We start from the raw sequence: 12,866 nt of genomic DNA on the forward strand, positions 1-12,866 counted from the left end.
CACAAACAAAAAGCCCGGCCAATCGACCGGGCTTTTTGCTGTGCTGTTCAAGCCTTGCTTACCACCATTGGTACCAGGGCTTGTCTTTCTTGCGCTGGCCGTAGGCGAGGAAATCGCTCTTCGGGTAGTTCTGCTTGATGATGCGTTCGGTGTCGTCGCGCATGTCTTTCATGCCCAGCGCTTCATACGACTTCATCATGATGTACAGCGCTTCTTCCACTGCCGGGGCGCGGTCGTAATCCTTGATGGCGTCCTGCGCGCGGTTGACGGCAGCCAGGTAGGCGCCGCGGCGATAGTAGTAGCGTGCGGCGCCCACTTCATGCTCGGCCATCGCGTTGACAATGTACTGCATGCGCTGGGTGGCGTCCGGCGTGTACTTGCTGTTCGGGAAACGCGTGATCAGCGTCTTGAACGCGTCGTAGGCTGCGCGTGCCGCCTTCGGGTCGCGCTCGCTCAAGTCCTGGTTCGAGAAGCGGCCGAGCCAGCCCAGGTTGTCGTTGAAGTTGATCAGGCCCTTGAGGTAATAGGCGTAATCGACGCTCGGGTGATTCGGGTGCAACTGGATGAAGCGATCCACCGCGGCCAGCGCGGCAGCCGTCTCGCCATCCTTGTAGTTGGCGTAGGCGGTTTCGATCTGGGCTTGCTGGGCGTACGGCCCGAACGGATAGCGGCTTTCGAGCTTTTCGTAGTACTTGACCGCCTTGGCGTAGTCGCCGCCGTCGAGCGAATCCTTCGCTTCCGAATATAATTTGTTGGCTGACCAGCCAGCAGTTTCGTCTTGCTGTTCCGGCAGGATGCCGCAGGCCGAGATAGTCAGACATGTAACGCCTGCCACCAACACTGCTCCGATTTGTGCGCGGATTCGACTGCCGATTCGACTGCCAATACGCGCCTGCTTTACGCTCGTGACCGACATGGGCACCTTTTCTGAATGAAAAATCGCATCAAGCATTATAGCCCAAGCCCTGTGTCAGACGACGCACTGGCTGACGTTTCCCTCGCTGCGCCGGAGACGGAAGACGCCCTCGATGATGAGGCGCTCGATTTGCCTGCCGCCGATGCGGCACCGGCTGCCGAACCGATCATCGTCGAGATTCCCGAAGCCATGCACGGCGAACGCCTGGACAAGGCGCTTGCCAAGCTGCTGCCTGACTATTCGCGCAGCCGCCTGCAGCAATGGATTGACGCAGGTGCGGTGCGCCTGCGGGGGGAAGTCGTGCGCCCTCGCGCGGCCATCTCCGGTGGTGACCGCATCGAAGTCGTCCCGCAACGCGCGGCAGACGAAAGCGCCTTCGTTGCCGAGCCCATCGATCTTGATGTGGTGTACGAAGACGACACGCTGCTCGTCATCAACAAGCCTGCCGGGCTGGTGGTGCATCCGGCCGCCGGCAACTGGAGCGGCACGGTGCTCAACGGCCTGCTGCACCGCTATCCCGACGCGGTGGAGTTGCCGCGCGCCGGTATCGTCCACCGCCTTGACAAGGACACTTCCGGCCTGATGGTGGTCGCCCGCACGCTGCCCGCACAGACGGACCTCGTCCGCCAACTTCAGGCACGTACTGTCAAGCGGACTTATCTCGCACTCGTGTGGGGCGAAACGCCCGAAGAGGCCACGATTGACGCTCCGATCGGCCGCGACCCGCGTGACCGCACGCGCATGGCGATCATCGAGACGGCCAGCGGCAAGCCGGCGCGCACGCATTTCAAGACGCTGGACGTGGTGGACCTCGGGCGGGCGCAGGTATCTCTGGTGCGCTGCCAGCTTGAGACCGGTCGTACACACCAGATCCGTGTGCACTTTGAATCGGAGGGGCATCCGCTGCTTGGCGATCCTGTATACACGCGCAATTTCCGCCGTGGCAAGCCGCAGACGATCAAGGCGCCGCTACCGGTGCCATTTACACGGCAGGCGCTGCACGCGGTGCGCCTGGGGCTCGTACATCCTGCATCGGGCAAATCAGTGCACTGGGAAGTTGGCGTGCCGGATGATTTCGCCGATCTGCTGGAAGCCCTGGACCTGGATCCCGATGCCGATATCAACTGACTGGATCGTCCCCAACTGGCCCGCGCATCCGCATGTCAAAGCGCTGGCCACGACCCGCCTGGGTGGCGTCAGCGCAGGGCCTTACGGATTGGCGGGTGGCTTGCCCGGTGGCCTGAACCTTGGCCGGCATGTCGGTGATGCGCCCGAAGCCGTTGAACAGAATCGCCGCATCTTGCGTGCAGCGCTACCCGTCGAGCCGACGTGGATGGAGCAAGTGCACGGCACCGGCGTGGCGGATCTTGATCAGCTCGTCGGCACGTCTGCGCCTGTGGTTGCCGACGCGGCGGTGGCGTCGTGGCGGGATCGCGTCTGCGTGGTCATGACGGCCGATTGCCTGCCTGTCTTGCTGAGCGACGCTCGCGGCGTAACCGTGGGTGCGGCGCATGCGGGCTGGCGCGGTCTATGCGGGGGCGTCATCGAGCGCACGCTGGATGCGATGCTGCAACGGTTGCGCGCCAGCGGCCAGGAAGCTGATCCAACGTGGCTGGCATGGCTGGGGCCGGCCATTGGGCCATCGTGTTTTGAAGTGGGTGCGGAAGTGCGCCAGGCGTTTATCGACGCCGCTCAGCCCGGTGAATTACCAGCCACCCAGGCGGCTTTCTTGGAAGGCGCATCCGCCGACAAGTTCTTTGCTGACCTGTATGCGCTGGCCCGGCTGCGGCTGGCACGCGTTGGCTGTACCGACGTGTACGGCGGCGGCCTGTGCACAATGAGGGACGCCGAGCGCTTCTATTCGTACCGCCGGGAGCGCACCACCGGCCGCATGGCGACGCTGATCTGGCGCGCAGAGTGAGCGCTCAGGCGGCGCCGTCGCCTGTGTCGCTGCTCAGTGTGGGGGTGGTGTCCGCTTTGTCGTGCGCGGCTTCCTGGGCTTTTCGGCGTCGTCTGCGTGCCGGCGTGCCGACAATCCACAGGAAGAGCGATAACGGGGCCACGCCGTAGAAGACAAATGTGCCGATGCCTGCAATCCAAGATTGCTCAGTCAAGGACATCATCAGTACGACGTAGAGCCAGGCGATGGCGACGATATACATGAGAAAAAGCGGTGCCCGGCATTGGCGTAATGCGGCAGTCTCGCACGAAATCGCGCAAATTGGACCATAGCCCCGGCTCTGCGCTTAGCCATTCGGTCGGAGTCATTTTCGGCGAATGTGCCAAAACCCGCGCTGGCTGGGCGTTTCCGGCCGACCATTAACTAACTCCGATTGACAGCCTTGAAACGGCAAGGCAACAATGCCCCGCAATACTACGAGTTGCGCCGCCGTTCCAACCGGAGCGGCGCAATCGTCGGATCGAGGGCACTATGGCATCGCGTCAATCGACATCATCCAAAGCATCTAGCGCCCACACTCAAGCTCCCTGGCAGAGCTTGTCGGACCCTACGCAGTGGGCAGAGCAGTTCAAGCAATGGCAGGCCTTTGCGGGCGCCTTCGCACAACCCGGTGCTGCGGCGCAGGGTCTTGGCCAGTTCAACGGCGCAGCGATGGGCGAAGGCGCAGTTCCCTTCGCGCTGATCCCGCATGATCGGCTGGCCGAAATCCAGCAGAAATATCTCGAAGAGTGGCTCCAGATCTGGCGCCACATGAGCACCGGCGAAAGCGCCGAGGCCGTGGCGCCGTCTGATCGCCGTTTCTCGAACGACGCGTGGCGCAAGAGCCCGCTGTACGGCTACGCCGCTGCGTTCTACGTGCTCAACGCCCGCACCCTGATGGAAATGGCCGACGCCGTGCAAGCTGACACCAAGACCCGCGAGCGCGTTCGTTTTGCCGTGTCGCAATGGACGGCCGCCATGTCGCCGTCCAACTTCCTTGCGACCAACCCTGAGGCGCAGAAGCATCTGATTGAATCGCGTGGCGAATCCCTGCGTACCGGCATCCTGAACATGCTGCAGGACATGGAGCGCGGCAAGATCTCGCAGACCGACGAAACGGCGTTCGAGATCGGCCGCAATGTCGCCAACAGCGAAGGCGCCGTCGTCTTCGAGAACGACTATTTCCAGCTCATCCAATACAAGCCGCTGACAGCCAAGGTGCATGCGCGCCCGCTGCTGCTGGTGCCGCCGTGCATCAACAAGTTCTACATCCTGGACCTGCAGCCGGCCAATTCGCTCGTGCGCTATGCGGTGGAGCAGGGCAATACCGTTTTCCTGGTGTCATGGCGCAATCCGGACGCGAGCATGGCGTCCCGCACGTGGGATGACTACATCGAAGGCGGCGCGATCGAGGCCATCCGCGTAGCGCGCGAAATTTCTGCGCAGGACCAGATCAATGTGCTGGGCTTCTGCGTGGGCGGAACGATCCTGTCGACGGCCCTGGCCGTGCTGGCGGAGCGCGGCGAGCATCCGGCCGCAAGCCTGACGCTGCTGACCACGCTGCTCGACTTTACGGACACCGGCATTCTCGACGTGTTCGTCGATCAGGCCCAGGTGGAAATGCGTGAGAAGACCATCGGCAGCAATGCGCCGACCGGCCCGGGCCTGCTGCGTGGCGTGGAGCTGGCAAACACGTTCTCGTTCCTGCGTCCGAACGATCTGGTCTGGAACTACGTTGTCGAGAATTATCTAAAGGGCAAGACGCCCGCGCCGTTCGACCTGCTGTATTGGAATGGCGACTCGACCAACCTGCCTGGCCCGTGGTACTGCTGGTACCTGCGCCATACGTATCTGCAGAACGACCTCAAAACGCCAGGCAAGCTGAAGGTGAACGGCACGCCGGTGGATTTAGGCAAGATCGACGTGCCGGTCTACATCTACGGATCGCGTGAAGACCACATCGTGCCGTGGAAGTCCGCTTATGGCTCTGTGCCGCTGCTTAAGGGCAAGCGGCGTTTCGTGCTGGGCGCCTCGGGACATATCGCAGGCGTGATCAACCCGCCCGCGGCCAACAAGCGTTCGCATTGGATCAATGCCAAGCTGCCCGATACCGCCGATGCGTGGTTCGAGGGTGCCAAGGAGCATCCGGGCAGTTGGTGGCCGGATTGGTCAACATGGCTGGCATCACACGCCGGTGCGCAGAAGAGTGCACCCAAGAGCTATGGCAATGCGGATTACCCGGCCATCGAGCCGGCGCCTGGCCGCTACGTCAAACAGAAAGCGTAAGATCGCGCGCATGAACCCCCGTTGCCGTCGCGGCTTCGGCTGCTGACGGCGTCCAACGACCCTCTCTTTCGACAGTGGAAGGTAAGCAAATGACCGATGTTGTGATCGTATCGGCGGTACGCACCGCCGTGGGCAAGTTTGGTGGCTCGTTGGCGAAGATCGCTGCGCCCGAGCTTGGCGCGGCCGTTATCCGCGAAGCGCTGGCGCGCGCCAAGGTGTCACCCGACCAGGTGAGCGAAGTCATCATGGGGCAGGTGCTGACTGCCGGCTCGGGCCAGAATCCGGCGCGTCAGGCCGTCATCAAGGCTGGGCTGCCGAACATGGTGCCCGGCCTGACCATCAACAAGGTGTGCGGCTCGGGCCTGAAGGCCGTAATGCTGGCCGCCAACGCCATCATCGCGGGCGATGCCGAGATCGTCGTGGCCGGTGGCCAGGAAAACATGTCCGCCGCGCCGCACGTCCTGCCGGGCTCGCGCGATGGTTTCCGCATGGGAGATGCCAAGCTGATCGATTCGATGATTGTGGACGGGCTGTGGGACGTCTACAACCAGTACCACATGGGCATCACGGCCGAGAACGTCGCCAAGGAATACGGCATCACGCGTGAAGCGCAGGACGAGTTTGCCGTGGCATCGCAGAACAAGGCTGAAGCTGCGCAGAAGTCGGGCCGTTTCAATGACGAAATCGTTCCGATCCTGATCCCGCAGCGCAAGGGTGATCCGATTGCCTTTACGCAGGATGAGTTCGTCCGCCATGGCGCCACGCTCGAATCGATGGCAGGGCTGAAGCCTGCCTTCGACAAGGCCGGCACCGTGACGGCTGCCAATGCCTCGGGTCTGAACGATGGCGCCGCCGCTGTTGTGGTGATGTCGGCCGCCAAGGCCAAGGAGCTGGGCCTGACGCCCCTGGCAACGATCCGTGCGTACGCGAGTGCTGGCCTGGACCCGAAGGTCATGGGCATGGGGCCGGTACCGGCATCGAAGCGCTGCCTGTCGCGCGCCGGCTGGTCGGTGGCCGACCTGGACCTGATGGAGATCAACGAGGCGTTTGCCGCTCAGGCGCTGGCCGTGCATCAGCAGATGGGCTGGGATACGTCCAAGGTCAACGTCAATGGTGGTGCGATTGCGATCGGCCACCCGATCGGCGCGTCGGGCTGCCGCATCCTGGTCACGCTGCTGCACGAAATGCAGAAGCGCGATGCGAAGAAGGGCTTGGCCTCGCTGTGTATCGGCGGCGGCATGGGCGTGGCGCTGGCGGTTGAACGTCCGTAAGTCTTTTGCAGTGGGATTGGCGTGGGGTGGAACGAATACCGTACACGCCAATCCGAGAAACCTGAGCATCCGCTGCCCGGCAAGAGGCCTGGCAGTTCTAACAACAAGGACTAGGAGTGGACATGACCAAACGCATCGCATACGTCACCGGTGGCATGGGCGGTATCGGAACGGCGATTTGCCAGCGCTTGGCGCGCGACGGCTTCACCGTTGTCGCAGGCTGCGGCCCGAACTCGCCGCGCAAGGCGAAATGGCTCGAACAGCAAAAGGCGCTTGGTTTCGATTTCGTGCCGTCCGAGGGCAACGTCGGCGATTGGGAGTCCACCAAGGCCGCGTTCGACAAGGTCAAGGCCGAAGTGGGCGAGGTGGATGTCCTGATCAACAACGCCGGCATCACGCGCGACGTGGTGTTTCGCAAGATGACCCGCGCCGACTGGGATGCGGTGATCGACACCAACCTGACTTCGCTGTTCAACGTGACCAAGCAGGTTATCGACGGCATGGCTGATCGCGGCTGGGGCCGTATCGTCAACATCTCGTCGGTGAACGGCCAGAAGGGGCAGTTTGGTCAGACCAACTACTCCACGGCCAAGGCCGGCTTGCATGGCTTCACGATGGCGCTGGCGCAGGAAGTCGCAACCAAGGGTGTGACGGTCAATACCGTGTCGCCGGGCTATATCGCCACCGACATGGTGAAAGCGATTCGTCAGGATGTGCTCGACAAGATTATTGGCACCATCCCGGTCAAGCGCTTGGGCGAGCCGACGGAGATCGCCTCGATCTGCGCATGGCTGGCATCTGAAGAGTCTGGCTTCTCCACAGGCGCGGACTTCTCCCTCAACGGCGGCCTGCACATGGGCTGACGCTCAATGCCCGTGCTGCGGCGATGCTGCAGCATGGGTGCAGCAATTTTTCCCTTGCCTTTACCTGCATGCTGCGATGCTCGATTGCATCGCAGCAGGCTTTTTGCGTCCTCTCCGGACACTGTCCGAGTGCATGAGCCGCATCAAAATGCTGCGGGTTTTTACCGGGGGAGGTCGCCTTTTCTTTGCAGGGCGATCCGCATAGAATCCAGTCACGGAGGCGCTCCGCAGGGAGACACGGGGCGTCCGATCATAACCGGATGCATCTGCGCTGCTCTTGAATGCAGCATTTGCGCGCAGATCGGAACAGCCGGGCAACCGCGTATTTTGCTGCATCGCTCGGTGCAGTCATTTCGCACTGCATCGGCTGCACCGCAGCAGCATCGCCAACACGGAAAGGCACGATGGCCACCAGCAAGAAGGGCACCGAACGGCTGATCAAGAAATATCCCAACCGCCGGCTCTACGATACCCAAACCAGCACGTACATCACGCTGGCAGACGTCAAGCAACTCGTGATGGAAACCGAAGAGTTTCGCGTCGTCGATGCGAAATCCGGTGAAGACCTGACCCGCAGCATCCTGCTGCAGATCATCCTGGAAGAGGAAACCGGCGGCGTGCCGATGTTCTCCGGCGCGATGCTCGCTCAGATCATCCGTTTCTATGGAAACGCCATGCAGGGCATGATGGGCACGTACCTGGAAAAGAACATCCAGGCGTTTGTCGACATCCAGAGCAAGCTGGCCGAAAACTCGAAGGATCTGTACAGCGGCAACTCCTTCAACCCTGACATGTGGTCGCAATTCATGAACATGCAGGGGCCGATGATGCAAGGCATGATGAGCAACTACATCGAGCAGAGCAAAAACCTGTTCGTGCAAATGCAGGAGCAGATGCAGAGCCAAGCCAAGAACATGTTCGGGACATTCCCGTTCAACCAGCCGCCCGAAAAGAAGTAAGTTCGGCGGGCTGGTAAAACGAGGCGAATCGCATGGCGGTTCGCCTTTTTTGTTGGGCGGGCGTGGGTGAGGGCGGCAAGGTAAAATACGTGTCTTTCAGGTGAGGCATACGCCTCTCCGACGATCACGATTCCCCCCTTCGGTCTCCCCATGTTCGATGTCCGCTCCCGGCCTGTGCGCCGGCCGTCTTCCGTTTTCGCATGAGCCGCCTGTTGCTTGCCCCGATGGAAGGGGTCGCGGATTACGTCATGCGCGACGTGCTGACCCAAGCTGGCGGCTACGACGGATGCGTCTCGGAGTTCGTCCGGGTGACGGGCTCGCTGCTGCCGGCGCGCACGTACGAACGTGAGGCGCCCGAGATCCGCAACGGCGGCTATACCGCCAGCGGCACACCGATGACCATCCAGCTCCTCGGCAGCGATCCGGAATGGCTGGCACGCAATGCGGCATACGCGGCGTCCCTCACGCCGCACGGCATCGACCTTAACTTCGGTTGCCCGGCCAAGGTCGTGAACCGACACGGCGGCGGCGCCATGCTGCTCGCTACGCCGGAAGTGCTGTACGACATCGTCCATGCCGTGCGGGCCGCCGTGCCGGGCAATATTTCGGTGACGGCCAAGATGCGGCTCGGCGTTTCCGATACTTCCCGTGCGATTGACTGTGCGACGGCCCTGGCGGAAGGCGGTGCCGAATCGCTCGTGGTGCATGCCCGCACGCGCGACCATGGCTACCGTCCACCCGCCCATTGGGATTGGATTGCACGCATCGCCGACGCCGTGAGCATTCCGGTGACGGCCAACGGCGAAGTCTGGACCGTGGCTGATTGGGAGCGCTGCCGGGCCGTCAGCGGCTGCAATGACGTGATGATCGGGCGCGGCGCCGTGTCTGACCCGTTCCTGGCTCAGCGCATTCGCGGGCAGATGGATCAAACGCCGTCTGCGGCGGAATGGCCGGTTGTGCTGGGCTACCTCGCCGATTATCTGAAAAAGCTGCATGCGCGCATCTCGGCCAAACATGAGCATGGCCGCGTCAAATTGTGGCTCAGCTATCTGAAGCGGACGTGGCCGCAGGCCTCGGAACTGCACGATGCGATCCGCAGACTGCAAGACGCGCTGGAAATCGAGTGCGTGATCGAACAGATGCAGCTTCGGCTTGGCCGCCCCGGCGCGGCGAACGGTTAAAATACGCAACCGCGCGGCACATCCACGTGCGCAGCGCAAATCCTCTCCCACATCAGGTTGTTCCCATGTCCGACGTCAGTACCCAGAGCCCCAAGGTGGGGTTCGTCAGTCTCGGTTGCCCCAAGGCCTTGGTCGATTCCGAGCAGATCATCACCCAACTGCGCGCGGAGGGGTATGAGATCTCCGGCACGTACGGCGGGGCGGACCTGGTGGTCGTCAACACCTGCGGCTTTATCGACGAGGCTGTGCAGGAAAGCCTGGATGCGATTGGCGAGGCGCTGGCCGAGAACGGCAAGGTGATCGTCACCGGCTGCCTGGGTGCCAAGAAGGACGCCGCTGGCCAGGACATCATCACGAGCGTGCACCCGAAGGTGCTGGCTGTGACGGGCCCCCATGCGCTGGGCGAGGTGATGGAAGCGGTGCATACGCACCTGCCCAAGCCGCACGATCCGTTCATCGATCTGGTGCCGCCGCAGGGCATCAAGCTCACGCCCAAGCACTACGCGTATCTGAAGATTTCCGAGGGCTGCAACCACCGTTGCAGCTTCTGCATCATCCCGTCGATGCGCGGCGATCTCGTCTCGCGCCCGGTGGCCGAAGTGATGCTGGAGGCTGAAAACCTTCTGAAGGCCGGCGTAAAGGAGCTGCTCGTCATCTCGCAGGACACCAGCGCTTATGGCGTCGATGTCAAATTCCGCATGGGCTTCTGGAACGGCCGCCCGCTGAAGACGCGCATGACCGAACTGGTGGGTGCGCTTGGCGAGTTGGCGTCGCAGTACGGCGCCTGGGTGCGCCTGCATTACGTGTACCCGTACCCGAGCGTCGATGAGGTGATGCCGTTGATGGCCGAAGGCAAGGTCCTGCCGTATCTGGACGTACCCCTGCAGCACGCCCACCCCGACGTGCTCAAGCGCATGAAGCGCCCGGCCAACGCCGAGAAAACGCTGGACCGCATCCGTGCCTGGCGCGAGGTGTGCCCCGAGTTGACTATCCGCAGCACATTCATCGCAGGCTTCCCGGGTGAAACGGAGGAAGAGTTCCAAACGCTGCTCGACTTCATCGCCGAGGCAGAGCTGGACCGCGTGGGTTGCTTCGCGTATTCGCCGGTCGAAGGTGCCACCGCCAACGATCTGCCGGGCGCGCTGCCCGATGAGGTGCGTGAGGAGCGCCGCGCGCGCTTCATGGAAGTCGCCGAGCGCGTGTCTGCACGCCGTCTGCAGCGCAAGGTGGGCAAGTCGCTGCGTGTGCTCGTGGACGAGGTGAATCAGGACGGTGGCATTGGCCGTTCGTCGGCGGATGCCCCGGAGATCGACGGCCTGGTCTATATCGCGCCGCCGTCGAAGCCTTACAAGCGCTACAAGGCGGGCGATTTCGTGTCGGTCAAGATTACCGGCGCGGACGGCCACGACCTGTGGGGCGAGGTCTGACCCACTTAGGTAGTCGTACCTAAATTTTGCGAACGGTCGTGCGTTTATACTGGCCGCCATCCAATTTCGATGGCTCAGGAGACAGCAATGGCACGTGAAGTGGTGGTGGTGAGTGGCGTTCGTACCGCAATCGGGACGTTTGGCGGCAGCCTGAAGGATGTGGCGCCGTGCGAACTGGGCGCCCTCGTCGTGCGCGAGGCGCTGGCCCGCGCAGGCGTGAAGGGTGAGGAGGTCGGCCACGTGGTGTTTGGCCACGTGATCAACACCGAGCCGCGCGACATGTATCTCTCGCGCGTGGCCGCCGTGAACGGTGGTGTGTCGGCCGAAACGCCTGCATTCAACGTGAACCGCCTGTGCGGCTCGGGCTTGCAGGCTGTGGTGAGCGCCGCGCAAACCGTTCTGCTGGGCGACGCCGACGTTGCCATTGCCGGCGGTGCGGAAAGCATGAGTCGTGCGCCGTACCTTGCGCCCGCCGCCCGCTGGGGTTCGCGCATGGGCGACGCCAAGATGGTCGACATGATGCTGGGCGCGTTGCACGACCCGTTCCACGCGATCCACATGGGGGTGACGGCGGAGAACGTCGCCCGCGAATTCGGCATCAGCCGCGAGCAGCAAGACCAGACGGCGCTGGAATCGCACCAGCGTGCATCGCGCGCCATCCAGGCCGGCTACTTCAAAGACCAAATCGTTCCGGTGACGATCAAGTCGCGCAAGGGCGATATCCAGTTCGATACCGATGAGCACGTCCGCCACGACGCGACCATCGACGATATGACCAAGCTCAAGCCGGTCTTCACGAAAGAGAACGGCACGGTCACGGCAGGCAACGCTTCGGGCCTGAATGACGCGGCTGCCGCGCTGGTGCTGATGGAGCGCTCGGAGGCAGAGAAGCGCGGGCTCAAGCCGTTGGCGCGGCTGGTGTCGTACGGCCACGCTGGCGTGGATCCGAAGATCATGGGTATCGGCCCGGTGCCGGCCACGCGCAAGGCGCTGGAGCGCGCAGGCCTGTCGGTCAAGGATCTGGATGTGATCGAAGCCAACGAGGCATTTGCCGCCCAAGCCTGCGCGGTGACGAAGGAACTCGGCCTGGACCCGGCCAAGGTCAACCCGAACGGTTCGGGCATTTCGCTCGGCCACCCGATCGGCGCAACGGGTGCGCTTATCACGGTCAAGGCGCTGCACGAGCTGCAGCGCATCGGTGGTCGCTACGCGCTGGTGACCATGTGTATTGGTGGAGGACAAGGCATTGCGGCGGTGTTCGAGCGCATCTGAACCCATTTTTTCGATTGAACGCCTGATTTGGCCCACCGGCGCGCTGCTTGCGCTGGTGCTGGCTGCAGGCGTGGCGCCGGTGTCCGCGCAGACGCCGGCCGCCAACAACGGCTACGACGTATCGACCGGCAGCACCAACGTGCAGCCAGGTGACCTGGGCCTGAACCGCGCCATTGCCGATGGCGACCAGCGCCGCGCTCAGGCCAGGAAGGGAGACAACGGGTTCTCGGCGCAGACCCCACCGCTCCGTGTGCTGCAACCCCAGCCCGACTACGCAAAATATCCCGTCTATACCGGCGTGATCGGCGACATGCCGATCCGCATGCGTCTTGGCCGCAAGTCCGGTGAGATCGACAGCGTCCACGGCGAATACGTCCCGGGCAATGCGGCGGGCGTGCGCCTGGTGACCGGCGAATATGAAAACGGCGGCTTTCTCATGGAGGAATCCGATGACGGTACGCACGTCACCGGCGCATGGGAGGGCGCCATCGACGGTCACGGCGTCGTGCGCGGCACGTGGACGGACGTCGCGCACGACGGCCGTACGCTGCCGTTTGTGCTGCGGCCCGTCGCGGTGGTCGTGATTCCGCCGTACGATGCCGCAGCCAACAGCAATGCGGCGACGCCAGCCACGCCAATGACGCCGCTGGTTCCGGCCGGGCCGGGTCAGATCGCACCGCCAGCCGGCAATCCAACACGATCAAGCGCGCATTGGTAAGCCGCCCGAAGCCGCTCATACGCCATCCAACAGG

General features: G+C 63.0%; 12 protein-coding genes. 10 read left to right on the plus strand and 2 right to left on the minus strand.

Annotated elements, in window-relative coordinates; all coding sequences use genetic code 11:
- Nucleotides 1–58: 58 nt before the first annotated feature.
- The gene (locus BM136_RS03070; RefSeq protein WP_175537067.1) at nt 59–916 is read right to left on the minus strand and encodes an outer membrane protein assembly factor BamD; all 858 of its coding nucleotides are present in this window, start codon (nt 914–916) and stop codon (nt 59–61) included.
- Nucleotides 917–931: 15 nt separating this feature from the next.
- Between BM136_RS03070 and BM136_RS03075 the strand changes: the two genes are divergently transcribed.
- Together BM136_RS03075 and pgeF are read left to right on the plus strand one after the other, a co-directional pair.
- The gene (locus BM136_RS03075; RefSeq protein WP_045202956.1) at nt 932–2,044 is read left to right on the plus strand and encodes an RluA family pseudouridine synthase; all 1,113 of its coding nucleotides are present in this window, start codon (nt 932–934) and stop codon (nt 2,042–2,044) included.
- Entirely contained in the window at nt 2,028–2,837 is an 810-nt protein-coding gene (gene pgeF / locus BM136_RS03080; protein ID WP_092970168.1) for a peptidoglycan editing factor PgeF, read from the plus strand. Before BM136_RS03075 ends, pgeF begins: the two co-directional genes overlap by 17 nt.
- Before the next feature lie 4 nt (nt 2,838–2,841).
- Here pgeF and BM136_RS03085 read toward each other — a convergent pair whose 3' ends face one another.
- Entirely contained in the window at nt 2,842–3,078 is a 237-nt protein-coding gene (locus tag BM136_RS03085; protein ID WP_092970170.1) for a hypothetical protein, read from the minus strand.
- A gap of 269 nt (nt 3,079–3,347) precedes the next feature.
- Here BM136_RS03085 and phaC point away from each other — a divergent pair, with 269 nt between their 5' ends.
- The 8 genes from phaC (at nt 3,348) to BM136_RS03125 (ending at nt 12,832) form a co-directional block, all read left to right on the plus strand.
- Nucleotides 3,348–5,141, plus strand: a complete 1,794-nt coding sequence (gene phaC, locus BM136_RS03090; RefSeq protein WP_092970172.1) for a class I poly(R)-hydroxyalkanoic acid synthase — start codon at nt 3,348–3,350, stop codon at nt 5,139–5,141.
- 89 nt (nt 5,142–5,230) lie between these two features.
- The gene (locus BM136_RS03095) at nt 5,231–6,412 is read left to right on the plus strand and encodes an acetyl-CoA C-acetyltransferase (RefSeq protein ID WP_092970174.1); all 1,182 of its coding nucleotides are present in this window, start codon (nt 5,231–5,233) and stop codon (nt 6,410–6,412) included.
- A gap of 122 nt (nt 6,413–6,534) precedes the next feature.
- Entirely contained in the window at nt 6,535–7,275 is a 741-nt protein-coding gene (locus BM136_RS03100; protein ID WP_024975562.1) for a 3-ketoacyl-ACP reductase, read from the plus strand.
- 404 nt (nt 7,276–7,679) lie between these two features.
- Nucleotides 7,680–8,234 carry a polyhydroxyalkanoate synthesis repressor PhaR gene (gene phaR / locus BM136_RS03105; protein ID WP_024975563.1) on the plus strand — a complete coding sequence of 185 codons (555 nt, stop codon included), beginning with the start codon at nt 7,680–7,682 and terminating at the stop codon, nt 8,232–8,234.
- A 200-nt stretch (nt 8,235–8,434) separates the two neighbouring features.
- Entirely contained in the window at nt 8,435–9,415 is a 981-nt protein-coding gene (locus BM136_RS03110) for a tRNA dihydrouridine synthase (protein WP_175537068.1), read from the plus strand.
- A gap of 65 nt (nt 9,416–9,480) precedes the next feature.
- Entirely contained in the window at nt 9,481–10,842 is a 1,362-nt protein-coding gene (rimO, locus tag BM136_RS03115; RefSeq protein WP_009240757.1) for a 30S ribosomal protein S12 methylthiotransferase RimO, read from the plus strand.
- Nucleotides 10,843–10,929: 87 nt separating this feature from the next.
- Nucleotides 10,930–12,114: a beta-ketothiolase BktB gene (bktB, locus tag BM136_RS03120; protein WP_092970176.1), complete on the plus strand. Its 1,185-nt coding sequence runs from the start codon at nt 10,930–10,932 to the stop codon at nt 12,112–12,114.
- Nucleotides 12,089–12,832: a hypothetical protein gene (locus BM136_RS03125; RefSeq protein ID WP_092970178.1), complete on the plus strand. Its 744-nt coding sequence runs from the start codon at nt 12,089–12,091 to the stop codon at nt 12,830–12,832. Before bktB ends, BM136_RS03125 begins: the two co-directional genes overlap by 26 nt.
- Nucleotides 12,833–12,866: the final 34 nt, after the last annotated feature.

The sequence above is a fragment of the Ralstonia sp. NFACC01 genome (genome assembly GCF_900115545.1).
GTDB classification, from domain to species: Bacteria; Pseudomonadota; Gammaproteobacteria; order Burkholderiales; family Burkholderiaceae; genus Ralstonia; species Ralstonia mojiangensis.